31 protein-coding genes and 1 pseudogene are annotated in these 25161 nt (G+C 72.2%); 19 read left to right on the top strand and 13 right to left on the bottom strand.

All coding sequences use genetic code 11. From position 1 onward, the window contains the following. Positions 1-27 precede the first annotated feature (27 nt). From SM452_RS08910 to SM452_RS08900, 3 genes are read left to right on the top strand one after another with little or no spacing between them, the layout of a single operon-like run. Entirely contained in the window at positions 28-684 is a 657-nt protein-coding gene (locus SM452_RS08910) for a DUF6308 family protein (RefSeq protein WP_463839691.1), read from the top strand. Beyond that, complete coding sequence (locus SM452_RS08905; RefSeq protein ID WP_463839690.1) at positions 677-1207, top strand: hypothetical protein; 531 nt, start codon at positions 677-679, stop codon at positions 1205-1207. The genes SM452_RS08910 and SM452_RS08905 overlap by 8 nt, the downstream gene beginning before the upstream one ends. 50 nt (positions 1208-1257) lie before the next feature. Continuing rightward, the gene (locus SM452_RS08900; RefSeq protein ID WP_463839689.1) at positions 1258-1782 is read left to right on the top strand and encodes a hypothetical protein; all 525 of its coding nucleotides are present in this window, start codon (positions 1258-1260) and stop codon (positions 1780-1782) included. On the opposite strand, the gene SM452_RS08895 is transcribed toward SM452_RS08900, so the two are convergent. Then, the gene (locus tag SM452_RS08895; RefSeq protein WP_463839688.1) at positions 1783-1995 is read right to left on the bottom strand and encodes a DUF397 domain-containing protein; all 213 of its coding nucleotides are present in this window, start codon (positions 1993-1995) and stop codon (positions 1783-1785) included. It abuts the gene before it with no gap. After that, entirely contained in the window at positions 1988-2875 is an 888-nt protein-coding gene (locus SM452_RS08890; protein WP_463839687.1) for a helix-turn-helix domain-containing protein, read from the bottom strand. The genes SM452_RS08895 and SM452_RS08890 overlap by 8 nt, the downstream gene beginning before the upstream one ends. Positions 2876-3197: 322 nt before the next feature. On the opposite strand from SM452_RS08890, the gene SM452_RS08885 reads away from it, so the two are divergent. The 5 genes from SM452_RS08885 to SM452_RS08865 all read left to right on the top strand — a co-directional run bounded on the left by SM452_RS08885 (position 3198) and on the right by SM452_RS08865 (position 8541). Continuing rightward, the gene (locus SM452_RS08885; RefSeq protein WP_357208840.1) at positions 3198-3479 is read left to right on the top strand and encodes a DivIVA domain-containing protein; all 282 of its coding nucleotides are present in this window, start codon (positions 3198-3200) and stop codon (positions 3477-3479) included. After that, on the top strand, positions 3476-3727 hold the full coding sequence (locus SM452_RS08880) for a hypothetical protein (protein WP_402805994.1): 252 nt from the start codon (positions 3476-3478) through the stop codon (positions 3725-3727). The genes SM452_RS08885 and SM452_RS08880 overlap by 4 nt, the downstream gene beginning before the upstream one ends. A 136-nt stretch (positions 3728-3863) precedes the next feature. Then, a complete protein-coding gene (locus tag SM452_RS08875) occupies positions 3864-4454 on the top strand; it encodes a DUF7019 family protein (RefSeq protein WP_402805997.1) in 591 nt (196 codons plus the stop codon). Between the two features lie 9 nt (positions 4455-4463). Then, positions 4464-7925 carry a protein kinase domain-containing protein gene (locus SM452_RS08870; RefSeq protein WP_463839686.1) on the top strand — a complete coding sequence of 1154 codons (3462 nt, stop codon included), beginning with the start codon at positions 4464-4466 and terminating at the stop codon, positions 7923-7925. A gap of 4 nt (positions 7926-7929) precedes the next feature. Continuing rightward, the gene (locus SM452_RS08865; RefSeq protein WP_463839685.1) at positions 7930-8541 is read left to right on the top strand and encodes a hypothetical protein; all 612 of its coding nucleotides are present in this window, start codon (positions 7930-7932) and stop codon (positions 8539-8541) included. 23 nt (positions 8542-8564) lie between these two features. Here SM452_RS08865 and SM452_RS08860 read toward each other — a convergent pair. Continuing rightward, positions 8565-8838 (bottom strand): annotated as a pseudogene (locus SM452_RS08860) (helix-turn-helix domain-containing protein); the annotation flags it as partial. 118 nt (positions 8839-8956) lie between these two features. Here SM452_RS08860 and SM452_RS08855 point away from each other — a divergent pair. After that, positions 8957-9751: a class I SAM-dependent methyltransferase gene (locus SM452_RS08855; RefSeq protein WP_463839684.1), complete on the top strand. Its 795-nt coding sequence runs from the start codon at positions 8957-8959 to the stop codon at positions 9749-9751. On the opposite strand, the gene SM452_RS08850 is transcribed toward SM452_RS08855, so the two are convergent. The 6 genes from SM452_RS08850 to SM452_RS08825 all read right to left on the bottom strand — a co-directional run bounded on the left by SM452_RS08850 (position 9752) and on the right by SM452_RS08825 (position 12450). After that, positions 9752-9982 carry a hypothetical protein gene (locus tag SM452_RS08850; RefSeq protein WP_463839683.1) on the bottom strand — a complete coding sequence of 77 codons (231 nt, stop codon included), beginning with the start codon at positions 9980-9982 and terminating at the stop codon, positions 9752-9754. It abuts the gene before it with no gap. A gap of 45 nt (positions 9983-10027) precedes the next feature. Next, the gene (locus SM452_RS08845; protein WP_463839682.1) at positions 10028-10273 is read right to left on the bottom strand and encodes a hypothetical protein; all 246 of its coding nucleotides are present in this window, start codon (positions 10271-10273) and stop codon (positions 10028-10030) included. A gap of 93 nt (positions 10274-10366) precedes the next feature. Next, positions 10367-10582: a DUF4926 domain-containing protein gene (locus SM452_RS08840; RefSeq protein WP_463839681.1), complete on the bottom strand. Its 216-nt coding sequence runs from the start codon at positions 10580-10582 to the stop codon at positions 10367-10369. 2 nt (positions 10583-10584) lie between these two features. Further along, positions 10585-11745 (bottom strand): WXG100 family type VII secretion target, encoded by a 1161-nt coding sequence (locus SM452_RS08835; RefSeq protein ID WP_463839680.1) that lies wholly within the window; start codon positions 11743-11745, stop codon positions 10585-10587. Then, positions 11742-12062 carry a type VII secretion target gene (locus SM452_RS08830; protein WP_463839679.1) on the bottom strand — a complete coding sequence of 107 codons (321 nt, stop codon included), beginning with the start codon at positions 12060-12062 and terminating at the stop codon, positions 11742-11744. Before SM452_RS08830 ends, SM452_RS08835 begins: the two co-directional genes overlap by 4 nt. Next, complete coding sequence (locus SM452_RS08825) at positions 12049-12450, bottom strand: YbaB/EbfC family nucleoid-associated protein (RefSeq protein WP_463839678.1); 402 nt, start codon at positions 12448-12450, stop codon at positions 12049-12051. The genes SM452_RS08830 and SM452_RS08825 overlap by 14 nt, the downstream gene beginning before the upstream one ends. Positions 12451-12614: 164 nt before the next feature. Between SM452_RS08825 and SM452_RS08820 the strand changes: the two genes are divergently transcribed. The 5 genes from SM452_RS08820 to SM452_RS08800 are packed head-to-tail and all read left to right on the top strand — an operon-like array spanning position 12615 to position 15208. After that, a complete protein-coding gene (locus SM452_RS08820) occupies positions 12615-13472 on the top strand; it encodes a hypothetical protein (protein WP_463839677.1) in 858 nt (285 codons plus the stop codon). Positions 13473-13491: 19 nt separating this feature from the next. Continuing rightward, the gene (locus SM452_RS08815; RefSeq protein ID WP_120569993.1) at positions 13492-13818 is read left to right on the top strand and encodes a hypothetical protein; all 327 of its coding nucleotides are present in this window, start codon (positions 13492-13494) and stop codon (positions 13816-13818) included. Between the two features lies 1 nt (position 13819). Then, entirely contained in the window at positions 13820-14314 is a 495-nt protein-coding gene (locus SM452_RS08810) for a WXG100-like domain-containing protein (RefSeq protein WP_463839676.1), read from the top strand. Next, positions 14307-14792: an EndoU domain-containing protein gene (locus SM452_RS08805; RefSeq protein WP_030502361.1), complete on the top strand. Its 486-nt coding sequence runs from the start codon at positions 14307-14309 to the stop codon at positions 14790-14792. Before SM452_RS08810 ends, SM452_RS08805 begins: the two co-directional genes overlap by 8 nt. Before the next feature lie 2 nt (positions 14793-14794). Then, positions 14795-15208 carry a hypothetical protein gene (locus SM452_RS08800; RefSeq protein ID WP_128136620.1) on the top strand — a complete coding sequence of 138 codons (414 nt, stop codon included), beginning with the start codon at positions 14795-14797 and terminating at the stop codon, positions 15206-15208. 6 nt (positions 15209-15214) lie between these two features. On the opposite strand, the gene SM452_RS08795 is transcribed toward SM452_RS08800, so the two are convergent. Both SM452_RS08795 and SM452_RS08790 read right to left on the bottom strand, forming a co-directional pair. Continuing rightward, positions 15215-16582, bottom strand: coding sequence for a pyridoxal phosphate-dependent decarboxylase family protein (locus tag SM452_RS08795; protein WP_463839675.1), 1368 nt, complete (start codon positions 16580-16582; stop codon positions 15215-15217). A 41-nt stretch (positions 16583-16623) separates the two neighbouring features. Continuing rightward, entirely contained in the window at positions 16624-18591 is a 1968-nt protein-coding gene (locus SM452_RS08790; RefSeq protein WP_463839674.1) for an AfsR/SARP family transcriptional regulator, read from the bottom strand. A gap of 94 nt (positions 18592-18685) precedes the next feature. Between SM452_RS08790 and SM452_RS08785 the strand changes: the two genes are divergently transcribed. After that, positions 18686-19567, top strand: coding sequence for an alpha/beta fold hydrolase (locus SM452_RS08785; RefSeq protein WP_355509246.1), 882 nt, complete (start codon positions 18686-18688; stop codon positions 19565-19567). 49 nt (positions 19568-19616) lie between these two features. Here SM452_RS08785 and SM452_RS08780 read toward each other — a convergent pair whose 3' ends face one another. Continuing rightward, positions 19617-20588 carry an ABC transporter permease subunit gene (locus SM452_RS08780; protein WP_463839673.1) on the bottom strand — a complete coding sequence of 324 codons (972 nt, stop codon included), beginning with the start codon at positions 20586-20588 and terminating at the stop codon, positions 19617-19619. After that, entirely contained in the window at positions 20585-21418 is an 834-nt protein-coding gene (locus SM452_RS08775; RefSeq protein WP_262015254.1) for an ABC transporter ATP-binding protein, read from the bottom strand. Before SM452_RS08775 ends, SM452_RS08780 begins: the two co-directional genes overlap by 4 nt. Positions 21419-21537: 119 nt before the next feature. Between SM452_RS08775 and SM452_RS08770 the strand changes: the two genes are divergently transcribed. The 4 genes from SM452_RS08770 (at position 21538) to SM452_RS08755 (ending at position 25146) form a co-directional block, all read left to right on the top strand. Beyond that, positions 21538-22659 (top strand): sensor histidine kinase, encoded by a 1122-nt coding sequence (locus SM452_RS08770; protein WP_463839672.1) that lies wholly within the window; start codon positions 21538-21540, stop codon positions 22657-22659. Next, positions 22659-23306: a response regulator gene (locus SM452_RS08765; RefSeq protein ID WP_262015252.1), complete on the top strand. Its 648-nt coding sequence runs from the start codon at positions 22659-22661 to the stop codon at positions 23304-23306. Before SM452_RS08770 ends, SM452_RS08765 begins: the two co-directional genes overlap by 1 nt. A gap of 65 nt (positions 23307-23371) precedes the next feature. Continuing rightward, the gene (locus tag SM452_RS08760) at positions 23372-24340 is read left to right on the top strand and encodes an ATP-binding cassette domain-containing protein (RefSeq protein ID WP_355509256.1); all 969 of its coding nucleotides are present in this window, start codon (positions 23372-23374) and stop codon (positions 24338-24340) included. Further along, positions 24337-25146: an ABC transporter permease gene (locus SM452_RS08755; RefSeq protein ID WP_262015250.1), complete on the top strand. Its 810-nt coding sequence runs from the start codon at positions 24337-24339 to the stop codon at positions 25144-25146. The genes SM452_RS08760 and SM452_RS08755 overlap by 4 nt, the downstream gene beginning before the upstream one ends. The last annotated feature ends 15 nt before the right edge of the window (positions 25147-25161 follow it).

Genomic DNA, 25161 nt, shown 5'->3' with positions numbered 1-25161 from the left:
TGGCGGAGACTCTCAGAGTTGGTTGCCGTGCTCGACGACGAGCAGTCGCTGACCGACCTGCAGCGGTACTTCGCTCTCGGCCCACTGGCGTTCAGCGGGAGCCAGTTCGAGATGTTGGGAGGTGGTCCGCGCGCCCAGCATCGGGACGTGGTGACGGCGGATGACCTCATCGCCGTCGAGATGCTGAACGTTCGTGTTCCACCCATGGTTGCCCTGGACCTGCTACAGGGCAGTCTGGGTGAGCGAATCAGTGATGCGTTGCGTGAGTTGCCGATAGCGCTGGACCTCAGTGATGCGCGGGCCAAGCCACTCATCCACGGCGGCGGCCCAGCAGAACGAGCTTGGGAGATACTCGTCGGCTGCAGCGGCGTGAACAAGACCATCGCGAGCAAGATACTGGCCCGTAAACGGCCGAGGTTGGTCCCGGTTTACGACAACGTGGTGGCGTGCGCGTTGCGTGGTCGCCCGGGGTTCTGGCTATGGCTACACGAGGCACTCCGCGCCGAAGACTTCCTTCTTGCCCGTCGGCTGCAAAAGCTGCGAGTCGCAGCCGGCATCGCATCCCAGGTCTCCGAAATCCGGGTACTGGACGTGATCATCTGGATGCGACATGTGGGCGGGCATCGACGTAAGAGCTGTCCCGGAATGACGATCCCCGGTCGATTGGGGGTAGGTGATGACTGAGCCGTACGACGAAGACGAGGACTACACGGTGAAGTCCGCCGATGCGAGCCGGATGGGAAAGGCCGCCGAGCATCTCGTCGCGGCGTTCTGCATCCTGGCCACCCGAGGGCTGCTCAACGTCTCGATGGCGCTAGTGGATGACGAGGGAGTCGACCTCGTGTTCCACAGGCGGAACACTACCGCGACGCTGGCTGTGCAGGTGAAGGCCCGCATGTCCGACAGTAAACGCGTCCGCTCGGAGGGCTTCGTTGCCTTCGTCCGAGCGCAAACCTTCACCCCTCGGCCGACGCTGGATCTCCTGTTTGTGGCGGTCGACGTGGCTCGTGGTGCCGTTATGAAGGCATGGCTCGTACCGAGCGAGATCTACGCGGCCACGCTCATTAAGCCGAACAGTCGAGGACGTTTCCGCTTCGTCGCGTCGATGAAGCCCGGCTCCAACGACCGCTGGCGGCAGTATCGGCTAGAGGCGGAGGAGTTGCCCGGTGCGATTCTGAAGCGCCTGGAAGAGCTGTCCTGCCCGTAGCGCGAGACGCGGGGTGGTGGCATCCTCCGTGGTACTGGGACACTGCCTCCGTGTCCAACGCTTCAGAGCGGTCGCCAGTACCTATCACCGCGGAGCACCTGTCTCGGCTTCACAAGATCGCGATGAGAGACAACGCCAAGTTCTTCGAGGGGCATCCTGAGTACGCTTGCAGGTTGCTATGCGTCGCGCTGTGCCAAGGTGCCGGGTTGCACTTCGTTGACATCGCACGCGGCGAAGCCGAGCCCACCGGGGTGAAGGACCTAGACGTCTGGTCGTTCTTCGCCGCCTTGCCGGGACGTCGGTTTCCGGCGGACAGGCGACACAGCCATATCGATTTCGGACCGTCGAGTTTCGGGCGCTGGAGCAGGGAGTTGCCCAAGTTCCGGCACTTTCAGGGGCGACGCGTCGACCTGTTCATGCGGGCGTTACCCGTGGATGTCGGCACCGAGCCGGCTGCCGCCCTTCGGGGGTATCTGCGTGCCGGACGTACCGAGAGCGCCCGCAGGTTGGCGGCGAAAGGGGTGGTACTCATCGCTCCCGGTGACCGCCGCGGCGAAATTGTCTGGCCTCGATAGTCAAGCAGGCCTGCCGTCGAGGTGGCCACATCTGATGGCTCCGACAAACGTTGCCCAGTCGTTGGCCGCGTACGTGAGAACTGGCCCGCTGGCATCCTTTGAGTCGCGTACGGCCACGATGCCAGGGTGGTTGGTGGCGACCTCGACGCACGCCCCGCCGTTGTCGCCGCTGCGGGTGCTCTTGCGCCACGCCGCGCCGGTCAGATCAGTCATGCCGCATCTCCCCAGCAAGCCGCTTGATCATGTCCTTCGATTCTTCCTCGTCGAGCACAAGTCCATCCAGCCCTCTCCAGACTCGCTCGTAGGCGGCCAGCTCCTCGGGCTTGTCCAGGTAGAGCGCGCCGGTCAACGACTCGCTGTAGACGATGGACGGCTCCGGGGCGGCGCGTCCACCCTTGGTGGGCGGGAAGTCGAGAATCATGAACGTGCCGGCGACGGCGCCGGGCTGAGGTCCCACTTGGAGCGGCAGCACTCGCACGGCTACGTTTGGCAACTCGGAGAGCTTCAGCAGGTGATCGAGCTGAGCGGTCATCACCCGGGGGCCTCCGACGACGCGGCGGAGCACGCTCTCGCAGAGTACGGACTCCAGCCGAGGTGCCGCCGGAAGCCGTCGCATGAGCAGTGCCTGCCGCTGTAGCCGCACCTGAACTGCGCGCTCGCGCTCCTCATCGCTCAGCGTGCCCCCGAGGCGGTACAGCCCTTGCGCGTACTCCTTGGTCTGAAGGATTCCGGGGATGAGCGACTCGTCGTAGCCGCGCAGGCGGACGGCGGCGGATTCCAGGCCGACGTACAGCTCGAACCAGCTCGGCACCGCGTCCCCGTACGCGTGCCACCACCCCTTCGACTTCGTCTCCGCGGCCAGCCCTCGCATCGCCTCGGTCATCTCCGCGGACACGCCGTACAGCTCGCACATCGCCCTGACGTCGAGCACCCGCACCGGCCCGAGGCCGCACTCGATGCGCCAGATCTTCTGCCGGCTGTACTCCAGCGCCTCAGCGGCGGCGTCGAGGGTCACGCCGGCCTCGTTGCGGAACTGGCGTAGCAGCCGGCCGAGCTGTCGGCGCGGCACGGTCGAGCCGATGTCTTCCGCCATTCGGGCACTCCCTGGTTCCATCCGGCAACAACGAGTGACGTAGCTCTGCAACGTCTACTCGTTTCCACGAAATAAGTCAATGCACAAACCAGAAATTCGCTGTTGCAACGTTGCGCGTCCGCTGCGCACTGTCACAGGATGACTACCGGCACGACGGCGTGGCGATCTCTACGGCCCGGCCGCTGTGCCTGTCGATCGGTGATCCGTTGAGCAGCCCTGGTGCCGTACCGCTGAACGAAGCTGCGGTGTCAGGGCGGGGTGGGCACGCCGGCGCGGGACGGGCAGGCGAGCCCACCCCTTCCACGACAAGGAGGACAGTCCGATGAGCAACCGTAGCGATCGACCGGGGCGGGGCGGCGGGACGACGGCGTACCCCTCGCTGCTGCCGTGGCAGGTGCGCGAGCGCCGCTTCCCACCCGCCCGGTTCGGGCGCCGCGGCCTCGACCCCGATGCGGTGTACGCCTACCTCGGCCGGGTCGCCGGGGACATGGCCTCGCTTCACGCCGAGATCACCAGGCACCGCCAGGAGACCCTGCGAATCAAGGTGGCGCTCCGCCGCTGGCAGTCCGAGCAGGCGCGGCTGGCGAACGGCGAGCGCCGGTGACCGGGCGCTGGGTCATCCACCTGCCGGTGTCCGCTGCCGACCTGCCCGCCGCGCAGCGCCTGGCCCGCGTCGTGGCACGGTGGACCGGGGTGCTGCCGCAGGCCGACCCGGGGGAGACCACCGTGTCGGCCGAGGACGACCAGAACGTACGCCATCGGGTCTTCTGCGACCTGCTCATGCCCGGCGGCCGACGGTGCCTGCTCCGCGCCGACCATGACGGCCCCTGCTCCCGCCGCGTCCATCGCTGACGCGCTCAGCGGGGGAGGTGGTCGCGTCGGTGCGAGGGGCCGCGCGGACACCGATCGTCGTCGATCGAGGGTCAGCATCGCGAGCGTGCGCCACGTAGGGTGGGCTTCGGACGTCTCCCCGTAACCGGAGTGCATCTTGAGCCTCAAGTACTACCTCTACCTGTCGCATCTCAAGATCGGGCTCTTGGCGGCACAGGTCGCCTCCTCCGCGCAGCACGAGACCGAGCTCGCCGTGGACCTGAAGGTCGTCCGCTACAGCCGCAAGGCGGTGCTGCCCGAGCGCCACGACCTCGACAAGCTGGAAAAGGTCATCCGGCACCTGCAGGACGCCGACCAGATCGGCGCCGCGGACGAGGAGCGCCCCTACGTCCAGGCCTGCCTGGAGATGCGCTGGCAGGTCTTCCCGACCGCCGGCATCGTGGTCTTCGCGGGGACGCTCGACGACCAGGTCATCGTCCTCGGCGGCTCGGCGTCGCACGTGGTCGGTGGCGGCGACGCCGAACCGGTCGGATCGGTCCCGCCATACCTGTTCCGCAAGCTCCAGGAATTGCGAGCCGACCCGGGCGAGTTCGACGACGAGCGCTTCCACGAGTCGTTGGCGCAGATCGGGGCCGCGCTCCCCGGGCCGGCGCAACGGGTCGAGTTCATCGCCAAGCGGCTGGCCGAGAAGTCAGGGGCGAACGGCGTGCTCCTGGGCAGCCCGATCTACGTGGCGCTCGTCGACTAGGGCCTCGGCGTGGACGCGGGGCAGGTCATCCGGTGGCGGCCGGGGGAGACCGTCCTCGACACTTTCCGCATCGAGGAGGTCGTCGAAACGGGCGGCACGGGGTTCGTCTACCGCGCGCATCACCTCGCCTGGGGCGTCGACCTGGCGGTGAAGACGCCGCGCCCCGACCTGGCCTCGGCGCCCGGGATCCTCGATCTGCTGGCGCAGGAGGCGCAGGCCTGGACCGATCTCGACCCGCATCCGAACGTGGTCGGCTGCAACTACGTGCAGCGCGTCGGCGCGTACCCGGTGATCTTCGCCGAATGGGTCGCGGGCGGTGACCTGACCGCGGCGGTCCGGGACGGGCGGTGCCGCGACCTCCCGCGGGCCCTCGACGTGGCGATCCAGATGCTGCGCGGCATCGGCCACGCGCACGCGGCAGGCCTGGTGCATCAGGACATCAAGCCCTCCAACGTCATGTACGACGGTGAGACCGCACGGGTGACCGACTTCGGAACGGCCAAGGCGAAAGCGTCCGTGGCGCGCAGCGCAGAGGGTGGCGTCGAGACCTCGTACGCGACGCTCGGTGGCTTCACACCGCAGTACTGCTCGCCGGAGCAGGTCGATCCGGACGGAAGGATCGGCCGAAGCAGCGACATGTGGTCCTGGGCGCTGACGGTGATCGAGCTGCTGCACGGGCGCCGGCTCTGGAGGTGGGGACACGACGGTGCGGATGCGCTGGCGTCGCTGCGCGGTGATCTCCCGCAGCCGTTGCGCGACCTCCTGTCCGGCTGCCTGGTGCGCGACCCCCGGTCGAGGATCGGCGACACCGCCGAGGCGGAGGCCGTCCTGCTGAGCGTCTACGCGGACTGCGCATCTGGTCCCTACCCGCGCCCCGACGGGGTGTCGCCGTCTCTCAAGGCCGACGGCTTGTCCAACAAGGCGCTGTCCCTGTGGGACCTCGGCGACCAACGCCGCGCGATCGAGATGTTCGAGCGGGCCAAGGCGATCGACCCGCACAACGTCCGCGCGGTCTACAACCACGGGCTCCTCAAATGGGCCGACGGCCTGGTCACCGACGAGACCCTCCTGTCGGAACTGCGCGCCACGGGCGACTCCTGGGAGGCGGACTACCTGGCCGCGATGGTGCACATGGAACGCGGTGACGGCGTCCTCGCGGCCCGGCACCTGGCTGAGGCGGACCGCAAGCATCCGGGTTCGCCGGAGATCGCGGCCGCGCGGGAGCGCTGTGCCCGACTGGAGCCGAGGGGCACGCTCGAGGTGTTCGGGCAGCTGTCCGGCCAGGTCGTCGCAATGGCCTGCGATCATGACGCGACACACGTGGTGGTGGCCGAGAGGTCAGGACGGGTACGGGTCTGGGACGCCTTCGCGGGCCGGGTGGTCGCGGAACTCGCCGCCTCCGGCCCGGCTCCCGTCGACGTCGCGATCGACCACGCCGGAGCGCGGGTCCTCGTCTGCTACCAGGATTCCCGCGTCGAGCGGTGGCGGCTCGCCGACGGCACGGCCCACCTCGAAGGCCGGCTGGAGGGAGGAACAGCCGTGGCGCTCAGCCCCGAGGGTGGCTTCGCGGCTGTAGGTACGGCCGACGGCCGTCTCCTCGTCTTCCGTACCGGCGCGTGGGAGCCGGTCGCCCGCATCCGGCCCCACGACGGCACTGTCACCCGGGTGATCCTCGGCCCGGACGCCGAGGTGTGCGTCTCCGCCTCACTGGGCCGTCCCGGCTCCGCCGTCGACCACCGGGTGGAGCAGTGGTGGCCCCTGCGGGACACGAGGATGCGGGGCCTGCACATACCCGCCGACGAGATGGACGGCGACGGCCAGAACGTCGCCCTGGCGCCGGACGGGTCGACCGTCCTGAGAATCGGCTACCAGTCCCTGACAGTGGTGGACATGCGGGTCTGGGACGAACCGCGCCGGTGGGAGATCCCCTGGCTGACCGGATACCGCATGCTCGGCGTCTCCGGCCGGGCCGGCTGGGCCCTGCTCGACCCCGGGACCGGAGACCTTCAGGTCCTCGAACTCGCCATCCGCCGTTGCGTCCGCACCTTCCCGAAGGACTGGGCGCGGGGTTCACGTCGCGACGCGACGGCGTTCAGCGGGGACTGCGGCTACGCCGTCATCGCCGAATCGCACGGCTACAGTGGCCAGACCTCGCTCTCCCGTCTCCCCATGCCGCTCAGCGGACACCTCGCCCCCTGGTCGTACGCGCCGCCCCGCCCGGTCGGTGCCCTCGCGCGCGACGAGCGGGCGTTCGACCAGGTCATGGAACGCGTCGAGGCGATGATCGCGGCCGGAGAGGATCGGCGCGCGGCAGACGCGATCCGCGAGGCGCGTGGCGTTCCCGGCCACGAACGTCATCCGCGGCTACGCCGGGCCTCCAGTGCCCTGGGCCGGAACCTGCGGCGCACCGGACTGACCGGCATCTGGCTGGAGCAGGAACTGTCCGATGTCATGCTCACCCGTGGCACCTTCGACATCGGCGCCTCCGGCCGGTTGTTCGCCTTCGCCGCCAACGTCGACGAGGTCGAGATCTTCGACCTGGAGACGCTGGAGAAGGCAGGCGGGGTCACCAAGCGGCGGAACCCGGCCGTCAGCCTGTCCTTCGCCAGGGGCGGCCGGGACGTGATCATCGGCTACTCGGACGGATCGGTCGCCTGCCACGACACCCGGACGTTCCAGCCCCGGTTCAAGGTGGCCGGCGCCCTGCCTCGCGACGACGGGAACACCACGCTCGACATCTCGGGCGACCTGTTGGCGGTCGGCTTCGGCCATGGATTGGCGACGGTGTGGTCACTGGAGGCGGCTGCCTGCGTCGCGACGGTCCGCACCGGACCCGGCACGATCGTCGGCGTTACGGCCGATGAGGCGTCCCGCTCGATCGCCGTGCAGCTGCTGACCCACGACGCGGCCTCGGCCACCGTGGAGGTCCGGTCGATGAACACCGGAAAGCCCGTGAAGACCTTTGCGAAAGTCGATCCGCACACGGAGATCCGGTTCGCCTCCGGGATGCTGCTGCTGGCCGAGATGACCCGCCTGACCGCGTGGCGACCGGGTGACAGGCGCCCGTCGTACCACCTAGACCAGGTCAAGCACGGCTCGTCGGCGGCGTTGGCCTTCACGGACTCCCGTCGGCTCGCCGTCATCGCCGGGCTGACCGGCTTCGTCGTGTGGGACGCCGCGAGCGGAGAGCTGGTGTTCGACGGGAGGGCTCTCGACGGCCCGGCCGGAAGCCTCTCCGGGGTCGAGGAGGTGGCGGTGTCGCCCGACGGGAGGTTCGCGGTGGCCGGAGACCCGGGAGAGCAGACCGTCGACGTCTGGGACCTGCGCACCGGACGCCGGATCCGCTCACTGCACGGTCACCACGTCCGGGTCAACGCGATACGCGCCGACGACGCGTTCGGCACCGTCGTCACCGGCGACCACCAGGGCAATGTCCGCATCTGGGGCCTCGATTGGGACTACGGAGAGTGATCCGATGACCGGACGCCGCCAGCGCGATGAACTGCGAGCCGCGTTCCTGGCCAACCGGGAGCGCGTCAGAAGCTGGCTCGACGCCTGGGAGATTCCCGAAGTGGTGTGGACCGACGAGTTCAACGAGATCCCTCTGCCCTGGATCGTGCGGGAGCGGGAAAGGGAGAGCTGGCTCAAGCGCCACGCACCCTTCCTGGACGCGTACGACTGGATGTTCATCGGACGGCCGCTGACCCCGGGGGTCCGCGAGGTGCGGGCCCTGTGGCACTTCGGGGCGGCACACCGGTTCGCGGAACTCGACCTGACGATCACCAGCGTCTGTGACCCCGAGTACCTGGCCGAGAAGCTGACCCTGGCGGTTCACCACGCCGGCTTGAAGGGCTGGCGTGACGCGGACGCGCAGCCGCTCTATCAATGGCTCGTCGAGGGTGTGCACACGATGCCCCTCGGCAACGGCGTGCGGGGCAGCAACCGTTCGGGGTTCGTCCTGTTGCGTTTCACCCGCCTTCCGACCTCCGACGGCGACGTGATCGTGCGTCTGACCGCAGCGGAGACCGATCGCGCCCTGGACGGCTCACCTCTCGACGACGACGGGGTGTCGGTTCCTGGCGGCTAGACCAGCGGCACTGTGCGACACGGCCGCAGCACCTCCAGCTCACGCGGCGTCAGCCCCACGTCCGTCGGCGTGCCCTCGGCGGGACGGATCCGCGCCGCGTACCGGCCGACCAGTTGCCGCGTCACCTCGGGCGCGAGCAGCGCGGCGCCGGAGGCGACGGTGCGGATGCCGGCCAGCAGGCGGGTCGCCGCAATCGCCTACCGCGGCCATGTCCGGCTGCGCGTCGATGATGGTGGCGAATCCGGTACGGATCAGGGCCTGGTCGTCGCAGACCAGCACCCGGATCGGCGTGGTCACGACGCGCTCCCGGTGGGGATCCGCGCCCGGACGACGAAGCCGTTGCCGGCCGGCGGTTGGGGCGTGCCTTGAGCAGAACTGCTGGCCTCGGGACGGTCGCGGCGGGCAGGCTGCCGGCATGGCGACGGGCTTCGGCGGTGAGGTGGCGACCTACTACGCACGGCATCGGCGCGGCTATCCGCCCGAGGTGCTCGACGCCCTGGCGGCAGCCTTCCGTCTCGGCGCCGACGACACGGTGGTCGACCTCGGCTGCGGCACGGGCCAGCTGAGCATCCCGCTCGCCGACCGGGTGGGCGCGGTCATCGGCATGGACCCCGAGCCGGACATGCTGGCGATCGCCCGGCGTACCGCAGTGGACCGGGGGACCGCAAACGCCACGTGGGTGCTCGGCGGCGACGGCGACGTGCCCGCGTTGTCCCGGCTGCTCGGCGGGCGGACGGTCGGCGCGCTGACCGTCGCCGTCGCCATTCACTTCATGGACCGCGACACCCTGTTCGAGGCGGCCCGGCCGTTGGTACGCCCCGGAGGTGGCATCGCCGTCGTCACCAACGGCGAACCCCTGTGGATGCAGGACACCGAGTGGTCGCGCGCGCTGCGGCGATGCCTGGAACGGATGCTCGGCCACCCCGTCGCGGGGAGATGCCAGACCGACGAGGACGGGCGCCGGCGCAACCGGGAGGCGCTCGTGCGTGCCGGTTATCGGTACGAGGAGACGTCGGTGCGGTACGACGCGCCGCTCACGGTCGACGACATGGTGGGCGGCGTCTTCTCTGCCATGTCCGCCGAGCATCTGCCGACTGACCAGCAACGCGAGCGCTTCGCCACCGAGCTTCGGGATGCGCTCGGCGGGAGGACCGAGGTGACCGAGAGTGTGCGGGTCTGGTTGCAGTGTGGCGTGCGCGTCGAGGGCTAGCTAACTCGCGAAGAGCATCCGTTGTGGAAAGTCGCCCCGCTCGCGCCAGGCGTGGACGATCTTTCCGGTGATCGTGCTGGCGGCGGCGTTGAAGTCGCCGTCCTCAACTCGCGCCTGCAAGGTCTGCGGGTCGATGACGAGGATGCGGTCGAACCTGTCCTCGAACCCGAACTCGTAACGCACCTCGCCCGCCGGGGCCTCGACCCGGCGGGCGGCGACCATCATGCCCATGCCGCTTCTCTCTGAACCGCCCGCAATCTCTGGTCACAACCGCCCTTACGGCAGCCTGTAGGTCGCGGCGACGAGTTCTCGAAGATGTGCCACCACTCCGGGTTTCTGGTCTGTCTCCGGCAGATGCCGCTCACCCGCCGTCACTAGACCGGCGCGTAAGTGGTTGACGACTTCGCGCTGGGCCTCCGGCGACAGATCCTCCAGCCAGAACGAACCGAGGTTGTTGTCGACGATCTCCTGAAGATGCCTTGCGGCACTTCTGCTCGAGAGCCGGCCGATCAGGAACTCCAACGTCCAGTCGAATAGTCCTCCGGTCGCTGTCCAGTCGACTCCGGGTCGCAGAACGACGAGGCCGGCCACTACTGCCTTACCCTTCCGGCCAGTTCAGGGCTGCTGCTCGGCGCCTTTGGTGTCGACCCTCTGGATCTTGTCCGGTGTGAGGGCCACAGTGCTGAGGGTCTGCCCGTCCTGATCGGCGAACTCCACTTCGTAGGCGAGGTCGGGTCGGTGGAACACGTGCACGATGGTGCCGACCGCTCCGGCGGGAAGGTTTTCCTCGGGCACGGCGTCCCTGAGTTCGACAAGGTCGTACAGGTCCACGATCATCCTTGCTTGGGCGGGAACGAGATGGTGACGAGGCGCGGTGCGGAAGCGTCGGCATCGAGAATCCAGGCGGTCCGCACCAGGATAGTTCCGGACGGGCCGGTCAGGGGTAGGTCGACGGACCAGCGCCGGCCATATTGGTCCGCCTTGCCCGCGATCGGTGTGCCGTTTCGCACGCCCTCGCGGATTTGCCGCTCGATGGTCGCGGCGTCGTCAGGGCCGAGCCCGGTCGCCGCGTTGATCACCCGGTACTTGTTCTTGCCGACGGGATGCTCCGGATTCATGGCGTACGCGGTGATCTTCCTAGCGTCGATCTCCGGATTCCGGAAGTCGGGAGCATCGGGGTCGCGTGGCGTCTGGGGTGGGTCCACATCACGCGGCGGTGGTGACGCGGATGGCTGGCGGCGAAAGCGGCGCAGCACCTCCTTCAGCTTCTCGATCAGGTCGCCGAGGCGGCGCATCTCCGGCATCAGCCGCCGCAGACTCGCCAGCAATCCCCGCAACAACCGCCCGATCCGCGCCGCCCACGACGCCACGGTCGTCGTCACCTGCTCCACCACCAGCGGCGTCGCCAGCCCGGCCGTGGCGACCAGTTCGGCCGCGTACACGATCAGGCGGGACACGCAGGCGGCGATGGCGTCGCGGACCAGCAGCCGCACGGCCGCGACCAGGCCGGCGGCGCCCTCGGTGATCGCGGCCATCGCCTCGGCGCCCTGCGCCAGCCCGGTGACGGCCTGCTGCTGCTCGGCCGCCCAGCGGCGGTAGCCGGTGGCGGCGGCGCCCGTCCACCCGGCGACCTCGGTGCGGACGGCGTGGGCCAGCTCGGCGGCGTCCTCGCGCAGCGACGCGGCGACGTTGCGCCAGGTCTGCGCGTGCGCGGTGATCTCGGCGGGGTCGCCGGCGAGCCAGTCGAGGGCCTCGCTGAGTGGCTTGACGTGCTCGATGAGCCAGGCGATGCCGTACTGGAGGAGGGCCCCGGCCGGGTCGGACACGAGGGCGAGCGCGTCGAGGCCGGCGCTGAGGACGCCGAGGCTGCCGTCGATCCAGCTGCCGGTGCGTACGCCCTGGGTGATGAGTTCGATGTCCTCGCAGATCCACACGCCCGCCCAGGCGCTCGGCGCGGTGTCCGGGGCGGCGGCGACCAGCGGGTTCGTGGTCACCGACGCTGCCGTACCCGGTCGAGCAGGTCCGCGGCGTGCGCGTCGGAGGCGCGGTAGCGCTCGGCGCTGGACCGCAGCTTCCCGGCCGTGTCCCGGACCGAGGTGGCGGCGGTGCCGATGCCGTCGGTGAGCGTCCGCTGGAGACCGCCGAGCAGGACCGGCATGATCGCGCAGAGCTGCCCGTACGCGTCGGCGCTCAGCCGGACGTGCTGTCCGGCCTGCCGCGCGGTGTCGATGCTGTCGGCGCAGCGGCCGAGGTGGGCGGCGTGCGCGGTCAGGTCGTCCGGGTCGACCTGGAGGCCGTCACCGGGCGGCATCCGGCGCGTCCGGGTCGGGGCCGAGCCGCCGCTGGTGGGACTCGACGATCGCTCGCGCGGCCGGGTCGTCAGCGCCGAGCGTCTCGGTGGTGGCCTCGGTGAGCTGTCGCAGCAGGTCGGCGCGGGCGTCCCGGGTGACTGCCAGGATCTGCCGGGCGGTGTGTGCGGCGGAGTGCTGCCGGACGCGTTCGTCGAGTCGCAGGCCGGTGAGCAGCCCGGACGCGTCGACGGTGACCTCGACCAGCCCGTCGGCGCTGCGGGCGGTGCCGATCAGCGCCTGTGTGCGGGCGGACAGGTCACGGGCGCGTGCCGCCCGGTCGGTCAGCGACGACTCCCACTCGTCGAGCCGTCGTGCCGCCGCGTCCAGCGCGGCCTCGTCCGCCCACATGACGACCCTCCCCAGAGGACAACGGTGCCCGACACGGTAGCAACCGGTAGCGCTTCGTGTGGGCCCCGTGACGGCACGGCGATGAGCGCGCTCCCCTGTGGAGGGACATCTCCGCGTGCCGGGCGTTGCTAGGGTCTGGTTGACCGTGACGGGGAGGCAACGGGATGACACAGGACGCCGCGGCCGACGACTACGCGCTGCGCGTCTCCGGCTACCGCGAGGAGCTGGCGGCCCTGCGCGCCGGCGCGCACCCCGCCGGTGGCGTGACCACCGACGGCCACACCACCGGCGGGGTGACCGCCGAGGCGCACGGCCGGGCCGCCGACGGCCAGGTCGAGGTGACGGCGGAGGACGGGAGGCTGCGCTCCGTCGAGCTGGCCGCGCCGTTGATGCGGTTGTCCGAGGACGAGCTGGGCCGCCTGGTCGAGCAGGCGGTGAACGACGCGCTGACCGCGTCCCGGCGCAGCCTGGCGAGCAGCGAACCGGTGGCCGACCTGTCCGCGCTGACCGGAAGCCTCGGGGCCGTCCTCGCCGAGAGCGAGGCGGCGATGCGCCGGCTCCACGGCGCGATCGCCGACGCCGTCGCCACGGCCGGTCCGGCGACCGGGCTCGGCGGGGACGTCCCGGCGAACGGCCCGGCGGATCTCCTGCACCAGGTCATGGACGTGCTGGGCGCCGCGACCGGCGGCACGCCGCCCGAGGACGGCGGGGACGAGCGGTGGAGCGGGTCCGATGACGCCGGGACCGTGCGCGCGGAGGTCGACGGCTCGGCCCGGCTGACCCGGCTGGAGGTCACCCGCCCGCCCCGCCGGCTGTCCTCGGCGGAGCTCGGCGAGTCGGTGGTGGTCGCGGTCAACCGCGCGCTGGAGCAGATCCCCCCGGCGGCGGCGCCGCAGGGGCTCGGCTCGGCCGCGCTCGACGCGCGGCTGCGCGACCTTCAGGAAGCGAGCGTCCGCCAGATGTCCGCGCTCACCGGAGCGCTGACCGGCGTGATGCAGACCATCCGGGACCCGGGACGATGACCGACGGAGAGGAGCGCTGATGGCCCGCGAGATCGAGATCGATCCCGAATCGATCATCGGGGCGGGTGACGACATCGTCGCCTCCGCGCAGCGTCTGCGCGCCGCGCTGTCCGCGTTCGACGCCGAGCTGGCGGCCTTCGGCACCCCGTGGGGCAACGACGACCTCGGCTCGCTCATCGGGATGGTGTACGAGACGATCCGCGACCTGGCGCTGGAGAGCTACGACGCGAACCTCGTCGAGATCGAGGACATCGGCAAGCTGAGCCGGGTGATGGGCCTCAACTACCAGGAGACCGAACGCATGATCACCGAGAGTCTCGGCCGCTTCCGTGAGGTGCTCGGCTGACATGGGAATGACCCTGCCCGGAGAACTGGTGTCACTGCTCGGCATGCTCGGCTACACCTGGCCCGAGGCCGACGAGACGAAGCTGCTGGAGATGGGCCAGGCGTGGCTTGCCTTCCCGGACCGGCTCCGGACGCCGGTGGCCGACGCCGACCGATCGGCGCAGCAGATGTGGACCCAGAATCGCGACGACGCCATCGAACGTTTCCAGACGAGCTGGCAGGCCGCCGACTCGGCGAAGACCAGCCTGGACGACGGGGCCTCCGCGGCGGCGCTCATCGGAACCGGGCTCATGGTGTGCGCCGGGATCGTCCTCGCCTTGAAGATCAACGTGATCGTGCAGCTGACGCTTTTGGCGATTCAGATCGCGCAGGCGGTCGCCACGGCGGTGGTCACCTTCGGCGCCTCCCTGCTGGAGATCCCGATCTTCAAGCTCATCACCGGTGTCCTCATCGACCAGTTGCTCAACCTGGCCACCGAAGCGGTGCTCGGTGGGTAAGCGGGGAAAGGCCGGTCTCTTCACGCCGGTGGAGAAGTGGCTCCGGGCCCGGATGCGGCACCGCCGCTACGCGCACATCTTCCGCGGTCACGTGAACACCAACGCCAATCCGCCCCGGGGCACCGGCTTCCACCACCGGTTCATGGGGGAGAACCCGCCGGGTGCCCGGGTCCGCGTCGACGCGGACGGCCGCGAGATGATCCTCGAACGGCACGCCGACGGCACGTACCGCGCCCGCGTCGACGTGCAGGACGACGGCGGGGTCTGGCGCCAGAAGCGCGGTTCGAGCACCTTCTTCCCGGACAACTGGACGCCGCAGCGGGTCGACGAGACGATCGAGGGCGCGTTCCGGTCCGGCGGCCCGCACCCGGACGACCCCAACAAATGGCAGGGGAGGGCGAACGGGCTGCTCGTCGAGGGCTTCTACAATCCCGGTGGCACGACGTGGTACTCGGCTTGGCCGGTGGGGGGACGCTAGCTGTGGGTGACATCCAGTTCGGGCGCAATCAGAACGGCGCGCCCACCATGACCAGCGGTGACGCGCGTTTCCGCCCGTTCGCCTCCCAGCTCGTCAGCGACATCCAGACGTACGCCCCGGACTGCCTTGAGCTGCTGCAGTGCATCGACGACGTGATGTCCGGGCGCTCGGACTACGAGGAGTACGAGGGCAACTCCGCAGTGGTGCGCTGCACGCCGACCGGCGTCAGCGTGGACAGCCTCGGCCCGGTGCCGTCGGGAGCGTCGTACACGGTCGACGAGGCCCGCACGGTGATCCTCGCCTACTTCGACTTCCTCGCCCCCTCGCCGGAGGAGAAGAAGCGCCACCTCGCCACTTGGGAGCGGGAGCACGGCGGCCCGTTCCCCGGGCGGCACCTGCTGCGTCTGCCCGGCTGACGCCGCTCAGCGGGCCAGCCGGGCGATCGCCGCCACGGAACGGTCCACGTCGGCCTCAGTGGTGGTCGCGTTCGACACCGAGATCCGCATCAGCCGCCGCCCCCGCCACGTCGTCCCACCGGCCCAGGACGTCCCGTCGGCCTGCACCGCGGCCACCACCCGGTCGGTGCGCGCGTCGTCGCCGAACCCGACCAGCACCTGGTTGAGCACGACGTCGTTCACCACCTCGAACCCGGCCGCGCTCAGCCCGTCGGCGAACCGCCGGGCCAGCGCGCAACACCGCTCGACCAGCGCGGCGACGCCGTCGCGGCCCAGCTCCCGCAGGCCCGCCCAGACCGCGAAACCACGGGCGCGGCGCGAGGACTCCGCGGTCAGCTCCGCGCCTACGGGCACACCACCGGAACCCACGAGGTACGCGGCCGTGAGCGACATGGCCGCCGCATGCGCGTCGGGCCGGGCGCAGAACGCGAACGCCGTGTCGTACGGCAGGTTCAGCCACTTGTGGCCGTCGCACGCCCACGAGTCGGCCGCCTCCAGCCCGTCCACCAGGTGCCGGGTCGACGGGCTGACGGCCGCCCACAGCCCGAACGCGCCGTCCACGTGCGCCCAGCCGCCGTACCGGTGGACCAGGTCGCAGGCGCGGCGCAGGTCGTCGCACGCGCCGGTGTTCACGTTGCCCGCCTGCAGGCAGACGATCGTCGGTCCGGGACCGGCGTCGCGCAGCGCCGCCGCCAGCGCGTGCGGGTCGATGGCGCCCTGCGGGCCGGTCGGTACCGGGCGCAGCGCGTCGGTGCCGAGGCCGAGCAGCTGCAGCGACCTGTCGACGGTGGCGTGCCGTTCGGCGCCGGCGAACACGCGCACCGCCGGTGCGCCGGACAGGCCGCGCCGTTCCACGTCCCAGCCGGAGTCGGCGAGCATCTGGTGGCGGGCGGCGGCGAGCCCGGCGGTGTTCGCGGCCTGCCCGCCGGTGACGAACCCGACGGACGCGGTCGCCGGGATGCCGAGCAGTTCCTTGAGCCAGGTACCGGCGGCCGCCTCGGCGGCCACCGCGGCGGGGGAGGTGACGGCGTTGAACGCGTTCTGGTCCCACCCGGCGGCCAGCATGTCCGCGGCGGTGGCGGCGGGCAAGGCGCCGCCGATGACGAAGCCGAAGTAGCGCGGCCCGGCGGTGGCAACGAGTCCCGGTTCGGCGGCGGCCACCAGCTCCGCGAGGACCTGCTCGGGCGGGGTGGGCGCATCAGGCAGCGGGCCGGCGAACGCCTCGTTCAGCGCGGCCTGGTCCACGGGTACGCCGACCGGCCGGTCCGGCAGGGACAGCCGGTAGTCGACCGCGTGGTCGGCGGCGCGCCGGAACAGGTGCCTCAGCTCGTCCATCGCCGCACCCTAGCCGAGGGCGCGGGCCATCCGAGCCGCCCTCATGAACGGTCCCGACCGCCGGTCACCGCGAGTGCGGCGTCGAGGCGGTCCAGGTGCAGGGCCACGGGCCCGACGGTGAGCAGGCCACTGCCCGCCCCGGCCAGCTCACCCGCCGCCGGGGCGAGCGCGGCCCGGGCCCGCAGCATCGCGTCCCGGTCGTCCAGCGCCACGGCGGCCCGGCCGGTCAGGCACCACAGCGCCTCCATGAGCAGGTCACGCGGCGGCGCCGGGGTGCGGCGCAACGCCGTGGCGGCCTCGCCGCGCCGCCCGTCGGCGAGCAGGAGCAGCGGGCGGGCCCACGGCGCGTACGGCCCCCAGTCGGTGTCGGCGGGGAAGACGGCCGGCAGGTCGTGCCACGCCCGCAGGCAGAGCAGCGCCAGCGACGCCAGCCCGCGTTCCACGCCGGGCATCCCGCAGCCGGTTAGCCGGGTCGCCCACGACCGGTACGCGGCCTCCGCCTCCGGGTACGCGGCGCCGGTGGCGGCGGTCCGCATGGCCCGGTAGCCGCCGGTGAACACGCCGACGAGCGGGCTCTCGTGCCGGGCGGCGAGCCGGTCCGCCGCCTCGGCGTGCGCGTCGGCGCTGGTGAAGTCGGCGAGAGCGCTCCGCGCCTGCACCCGGATCAGGTGCCCGAGGATCTCCACTGTGGCCAGGCCGTGCCGGGCGGCGAGCGCTACCAGTTCCACCCCGATCGCGTCCCGCTCGGCGGCCAGCCCGGTCCGGTGGAACGTCTGCATGTACACGCCGTTGAGGGCCTGGGCCAGCAGTGCCGGGTCGGCCACCCGCCGGGCGATCGCCTCCGCGTCCCGCGCCGCCTCGGCAGGTCGCGGCGACGCCGTACCGCGGGACTCGATCGCGACGGTGGCCAGCAGCCGGGCCCGGGTCGCCTCCGGCGCGTCCGGGCCCAGCCCGGCCAGGGCCCGCTCCGCCGCCGCGACGACCCGGGCTGCCTGCGCCGGGTCGTCCGAGCGGGTCCAGATCGCGGGTACGTCGTATCCGCCGATCACCCGCGCGGTGAACTCCGGGTCGCCCAGTTGCTCGGCTGCGGTGATGGCCGCCTCGCGCTGGTCCCGGGCCGCCTCCAGTCCACCCGGACCGGTCACCGCGAGGCTGCGCAGCAGCCCGACGGTGGACTCCAGCCGGGCCCGCGCGCCGGGCACCACGCTGCGCTCGTACGCCGCTGCGGTCTCCGCCCAGACCCGCGCCGGACCGGTCGGCTCGGGTTCGGCCTGGCGCAGCAGGTCGGTCTCCAGCCGCCGCAGCCGCGGTCCGGGGTCCAGGCCGAGCTGGTCGCGCAGCAGTTCCCGGGCGCGGCGCAGCACGGCGAGCGCGTCGGCCTGCCGTCCGGCCCGGTAGAGCGCCGACGCCAGCAGCGCCCACCCGTCCTCCCGCCACGGGTGCGCGGCGACGTGCGCGTCGAGATCAGGTACGGCGTCGGCGGCCCGGTCCAGCGCCAGCAGCGCCTCGGCCCGCCGCTCCACTGCGGTCAGCCGGATCTGGTCGAGCCGGGCACGTTCGGCGTTCGCCCACGGCTGGTCGAAGTCGGCGTACGCGGGCCCGCGCCACCAGCCCAGCGCCTCGTCGAGCCGGTCCAGCGACGCACGGGGCAGCGCGTCGGCGACAGCGGTCACGGTGTCCTCGAACCGCCAGGCGTCGACGGTGTCCGGGTCGGCGCGCAGCGCGTACCCCGGTCCGTCGGTGACCAGCAGCCGGGCCGGCTCGCGGGGCGGACGGTGCGGTTCCAGGCGGCGGCGCAGCGCCGAGACGAACGTGCGGACCGCGCCCACCGCACCGGCCGGCGGGTCGTCCCACAGGTCGTCGACGATCTGCCCGACCGGCACGGTCCGGCCCCGGGCGGCGACCAGCCGCGCCAGCACGGCCCGGTGCCGGGGCCCCTTGAGGTCGACCGGCACACCCGCGTCGTCCCAGGCCGTCACCGGACCCAGCACACCGAAACCGACAGGCACCGACCCTCCTCGCCAGGGGTCACCGTATCGCGCTCATCGGTTGCTCATCCGGTGCCGCCACGCTGGTCAGGTACGACGAGACGAAAGAGGGATCATGATGAGCACCGCCATCGCGGGATTCGACTACCAGCGCGTTCCGGTCGCCGAGGGTGTGACGCTGAACGTGGCGGTGGGTGGCTCCGGCAGCCCGGTCGTGCTGCTGCACGGTTTCCCGCAGACCCACCTGATGTGGCGGCACGTCGCCGCCGACCTGGCGGGCGAGCACACGGTGATCTGCCCGGACCTGCGCGGCTACGGCGCCAGCGACAAACCGGCCGCTGATACCGAGGACACGTACAGCAAGCGGACGATGGCCGCCGACGTGGTGGCGCTGGCCCGCGCGCTCGGGCACGAGCGGTTCGCGCTGGCCGGGCACGACCGGGGTGCCCTGGTCGCGGTCCGGGCCGGCCTGGACCACCCGGACGCGGTCACCCATCTGGCGTCGCTTGATGTGCTGCCCACCCTCGACATGTGGGACGTGCTGCACGGCGTGAACGCCTCGGTGGCGTTCCACCTGTACCTGATGGCCCAGCCGCCCGGCCTGCCCGAGACGATGATCGCGGGCAGCGCCGACGCGTTCTTCGGGCACTTCCTCGACGCCTGGGCCGGTGACCCGGCGGCCATGCCGGCGGAGGTGCGCGCCGAGTACCTGCGGGCCTCCCGGGAGGCGGTCGACTCGATCGTCGCCGACTACCGGGCGTCGGCCGGGATCGACGTGACGCACGACCGGGCGGACCGGGACGCCGGGCGGCGGCTGGCCATGCCTACCACCGTCATCCAGCAGGACTGGGGCGCCGCGCTCGGCTACGACGCGGCGGCGGTGTGGCGGGCGTGGGCCCCGGACCTGGAGCACCGCACCACCACTGCCGGGCACTTCATGGCCGAGGAGGCGCCGGGCGAGATCGCCGAGGCGCTGCGGGCGCTGCTGAAGCGGTAGGTACGGCGGTCCGGGCGCGCGTGGCGCCCGGACCGTCCGCCCCGTCCGCTCAGCCGGCCCGTCTCCGGACGTGCCACAGGCCGAGCGCCGCCAGCAGACCCGCCGCGCCGAGGTGGAGTGCCAGCTCGATCCACTGGAACGCCCAGAACCGGCGGTTCGGCTGGTACGCCAGGTCCACATGCAGGTCGAGCGCGCCGAGACAGACCGCGGTGTCGCCGAACGTGCCGGTGGCGCCGGTACGCGGCGGGTCACCGAAACAGGTGCCGAACGCGGCGTCGGAGAGCTGCCGCCCGTCGGCGGTCCGCAGCGGGCTGATGTCGGTGACCCACGCACCAGGCACGTCCAGCCCGCCGACCACAGGCGAGCCGGTGATGCTGCCCAGGTTGCGGGCCCGGTTGACGGTGTCGGCGGTCATCGGCACGGTGACCCGCTCCGGCGGCAGGTAGTGCGGGCGCAGCAGGTTCGGCACCGCGAACTGCACCACGACCACGGCCAGGAACACCACTGCCATCGCCTGCAGGGTGCGGCGGAGCAGCAGCCCGGCGACCACGCCGAGGACGAGGCCGAACACGGCGTACCCGACCGGCGCGATGCCGCGCGCGCCGAACAGCACGGTGCTGAACCGGTCACCTGCAACCCGGTCGACGGGCGAGGCCGCCCAGGTCAGCAGCGCGCCGAGCACACCGGCGACGAGCGCGGCGGCCACCGACAGCACCGCCAACTTGATCGCCAGCCAGCGGCGGCGTGGCACGCTCTGGTTCCACACCAGCCGGTGCGTGCCCTGCTCCAGTTCCCGGGCCACCAGCGGCGCGCCCCAGAACGCACCGATCAGCGCGGGCAGCAGCGCGAACCCGCCGGCCAGGAACAGCATCGTCTGCGCGTACCGGCCGGGCAGCCGGGCCGGGTCGGGCTCGGCGCGGATGTCCGCGCCGAGGCGCAGCAGGTAGGCGCCGGCCAGCACCAGCAGGACGGCGCCGACGAGCGCCGGGAGGCGGAACTGCCGCAGCGTCATCCGGATCATCGGGTCACCGCCGGGCGGGCGGCGGCCCGGGACAGGTACGCCAGGACCAGTTCCTCCAGCGTGACCGGCGCGCCGTCGCGTACCGCCGGGCCCCGGACCACGACGCGGCCGGGCTCGGCCCAGACCACCTCGGCCCCGGCGGACGCGGCGGCGGTCCGGTGGTGTGTGGCGAGCAGGTCCGGGACCGGACCGGCCACCTGCACCCGGGCGGCACAGAGCACGACCAGGTGGTCGCAGACCTGCGCCACGTCGCCGAGCAGGTGCGAGGAGAGCACCGCGCCCGCGCCGAGTTCCCGCACGAAACCGGCCAGCCCGTGCATGAACTCGCGCCGGGCCAGCGGGTCCAGCGCGGCGGCCGGCTCGTCGAGGATCAGCAGCTCGGGACGTTTCGCGGCGGCCAGTGCGAGGGCCAGTTGCGCGCGCTGGCCGCCGGAGAGCCGGCCCGCCTTCTGCGCCGGGTCCAGGCCGACCTCGTCGACGCGCCGCCGGGCCAGCGCCGCGTCCCAGGACGGGTTGAGCCAGGCGCCCATCCGCAGGTGTTCGGCGACGGTCAGGGAGGCGTAGACCGGCGTGTCCTGGGCGACGAAACCGACCCGGGCCAGGTGCGCGGCGTCGGCGGCCGGCGGTGAGCCGAGCACCGTCAGCGAACCCGAGGTGGGCGCGATCAGCCCGCAGGCCAGTTGCAGCAGCGTGGACTTGCCGGCGCCGTTGGGGCCGACCAGGCCGACCACGTGCCCGCGCGGAACGCTCAGGTCACAGTCGGCAAGCGCGGTGCGGCGGCCGTACCGTTTGGTCAGCCGCTCGGCGTGCAGGGCGAGTGGTGGATGCATGCGACTCATCCTGGGCACGCCCGGACCGGCGGGCATCGGTCCGGAGCAGGGTCCGGCACTCGGACGGCCCCTACTTTCGGCCGGTTCGCGGCGGCCCGCGATCTCCTAACGTGCTGGGCATGGCTGGTGAACGGATCACCCGGGTGGCGGCGACGGCGGGGCTCGCCGTGGTGCTGCTCGCCGCGATCGGCGTCCAGGCGGTGGCGATCGCCGCGAGCTGGGGACTGCCGTACTGGCTCCCCGGCGGTGCGGCCGCCGTCGTGGTCGGCGCGCTCGCTCTGGTACGCGACAGGCAGCGCGTCGTCACCGCCACCGCCGGACTCGTCGTCGCCGGGTCGGCAGTCGTCGCGGCCCGGCTGTTCGACCTGCCCACCGAGCCGGGGCCGGCGCTGGCGCTCGCGTCGGCCGTCCTGGTCGGATCGGCGGTACGGGCGCTGCCGCCGCTGCCCGCCGGCCTGATCGGCGCCGGTGGTCTCGTGGTGGCGGCCGGGGCGTGGCTGGCCGCCCGGCCGGGGGCGGGCGGGTCGGGGGTGGTCGCGTTCAACGGGCTGTGCTGGCTCGGCGGGGTCGCCGCCGGGCTCACGCTGCGGCTGCTCGACGAGCGGGCGAAGGTCACAGCCGAGCGGGTACGCCGCGACGAGCGGCTGGAACTGGCCCGGGAGCTGCACGACGTGGTGGCCCACCACGTCACCGGCATGGTGGTGCAGGCGCAGGCCGCCCACCTGGTCGGGCGGCGGGATCCGGCGCGCGCCACGGAGTCGCTGGCCGGGATCGAGGCGGCCGGCGGCGAGGCGATGCGGGCCATGCGCCGCCTGGTCGGGCTGCTGCGGGACACCGCTGACGCGCCGCCGGCCTCGGCCGGTACCGAGCAGATCGAGGAACTCGTCGAGCGGTTCCGCCGGCAGGGCCCGCCGGTGCGGCTGCGGCTGCCGGCGGAGACGGCCTGGCCGCCGGAGGTCACCAGCACCGTGCACCGGATCGTCCGGGAGGCGCTGACGAACGTGGCCCGCCACGCGCCGCACACCGGCCAGGTCACCGTCGACGTGGCGCAGGAGCCGGACGCGGTGGTGGTCGAGGTGACCGACGACGCGTCCTCCACGCCCGCCGAGTCCCGGGGCGGATACGGCCTGATCGGCCTGCGCGAGCGCGTCGAGGCCCTCGGCGGCACGCTGACCGCCGGTCCCCGCCCGGATGGCGCCGGGTGGTCGGTGCGGGCGGTAGTGCCGAACGGGAGGGCGTGATGACGATCCGGGTGCTGCTCGCCGACGACCAGGCGATGGTCCGCGGCGGGCTGCGGCTGATCCTGGAGGACCAGCCCGACATCACAGTGGTGGCCGAGGCGTCCGACGGTGTCGACGCGGTCGCCCAGGCCCGCCGCCTGCGACCCGATGTCTGCCTGGTGGACATCCGGATGCCGCGCCTCGACGGGCTCCAGGTGACGCGGGCGCTCGCCGGGCCCGAGGTGGCCGACCCGCTGCGGGTCGTCGTGGTCACCACGTTCGACCTGGACGAGTACGTCTACGGCGCGCTGCGCGGGGGAGCGGCCGGGTTCCTGCTCAAGGACGCCGGTCCGGCGCTGCTGGTGGAGGCCGTGCGGGCGGCGTACCAGGGTGACGCGCTCGTGTCCCCGTCGGTGACGGTCCGGCTGCTGCGGCACCTGACGCCGCCCGCGCCACCCCGGGACGAGCGCCGCCCGGCGTTGTCCGAGCGGGAGATCGAGGTGGTACGCGAGATCGCCCGGGGCCGGACCAACCTGGAGATCGGCGCGGAGCTGTTCATCTCGCTGAGCACCGTGAAGAGCCACGTCTCGACGGTGCAGACGAAGCTCGGCCTGCGGAACCGTACCGAGATCGCGGTCTGGGCGTGGGAGCACCGGCTGGTCGACTGAACCATTGGCGGACGCCATACCGTACGTTGTACGTTAGTGCCCTCGTCGACGGAGGGGGAACAGACGTGGAACACGCGATCCTCGCGGAGGGCCTGCGTAAGCGATACGGGGACACGGCCGCGCTCGATGGATTCGACCTGCGGGTGCCACCGGGCACCGTGTGCGGGCTGCTCGGCCCGAACGGCGCCGGCAAGACCACAGCCGTCCGCATTCTCGCGACGCTGCTGCGCTTCGACGCCGGGCGAGCAGAGGTCGCCGGCTACGACGTGGCCGGGCAGGCCGACCGGGTGCGCCACCGCATCGGCCTGGTCGGGCAGCACCCGGCGGTGGACGAGGCGCTCAGCGGGCGGGAGAACCTGGTGATCTTCGGCCGTCTGTTCCACCTGGACCGGGCCGGGGCGCGACGGCGGGCCGGCGAACTGCTCGACCGGTTCGGGCTCGCCGACGCCGGCGGGCGGCCGGTACGCACGTACTCCGGTGGCATGCGCCGCCGCCTCGACCTGGCCGCCGGGATGATCCTCGCGCCGTCGGTGCTGTTCCTCGACGAGCCGACCACGGCGCTGGACCCGCGCGGGCGCAACGAGGTGTGGGAGGCGGTACGGGATCTGGTGCGCGCCGGCACCACGGTGCTGCTCACCACGCAGTACCTGGACGAGGCCGACCAGCTCGCCGACCGCGTCTGCGTGCTCGACGCCGGGCGGGTGATCGCCGAGGGCACCCCCGACGCGCTCAAGTCACGCCTCGGCGGCGACCGGATCGAGCTGGTCGTCCGCGACGCCGCCGACCTGGCCACCGCCGCCGGACGGCTGCGCGCCGTCGCCCGCGCCGAACCGGCAGTCGACAGGGACCGCCGGGCGGTCAGCGCCCAGGTCGGCGACCGGGCCGGCGCGCTGACCGAGGTGCTGCGCGCGCTCGACGCCGACGGCGTGGACGTGGCCGACGTGGCGCTGCGGCGACCCACACTGGACGAGGTGTTCCTCCAGCTCACCGGCGGGCCGTCCGCCGACCGGACCGGCGTGGAGGTGACCGCGTGACCGCGACGGTGACCCCGGCCCGGCGCGCGTCGCTGGCCGGTGACGGCCTGACGCTGACCGGTCGTGCGCTGGCGCACTGGCGGCGTGAGCCCGGCCCGCTGGTCGGCTCGCTGGGCTTCGACATCCTGATGGTGCTGATGTTCGCGTACCTGTTCGGCGGCGCGCTCCAGGTACCAGGCGGTGGCAGCTACCGCGAGTTCCTGATGCCCGGCATGTTCGCCATGACGATGGTCTTCGGCATCAGCATGACCACCATGGCGGTCTCGGCGGACCTGGAGCGCGGCGTCACCGACCGGCTGCGATCGATGCCGGTGTCCCGGCTGGCCCCGCTGCTCGGCCGCGCTGTGGCCGACCTGATGTTCGCGGTGGTGACGCTCGCCGTCATGCTGCTCGTCGGCCTGGCGATCGGGTGGCGGGCGCGCGGCGACGTCGGCGACACGCTCGCCGCGCTCGGGCTGATCCTGCTGCTGCGGTTCGCGCTGGTCTGGGTTGGCGTCTTCCTCGGCCTGACCGTGAAGGGGCAGAGCGCGGTGACGGCCGTGCAGACGCTGGAGTTCCCGCTGGGCTTCCTGTCCAGCGCGTTCGTGGCGCCGTCCACCATGCCCGCGTGGCTGGGCGCGGTCGCCGAGTGGAATCCGCTGTCCGCGACCGTCGGGGCCACCCGCGAGCTGTTCGGCAACCCCGGGTGGGGCGGCGACTCGTGGGTGGCCGCGCATCACCCGCTGCTGGCGGTGCTCTGGCCGCTGGTGCTGGTCGCGGTGTTCCTGCCGCTGTCGCTGCGCCGGTACCGGGCGCTGAGCCGCTGAGCCGGACCCCGGGGG

It is taken from the genome of Micromonospora sp. SYSU B005, from assembly GCF_055362685.1.
This window is presented reverse-complemented; position numbering and strand designations above follow the sequence as displayed.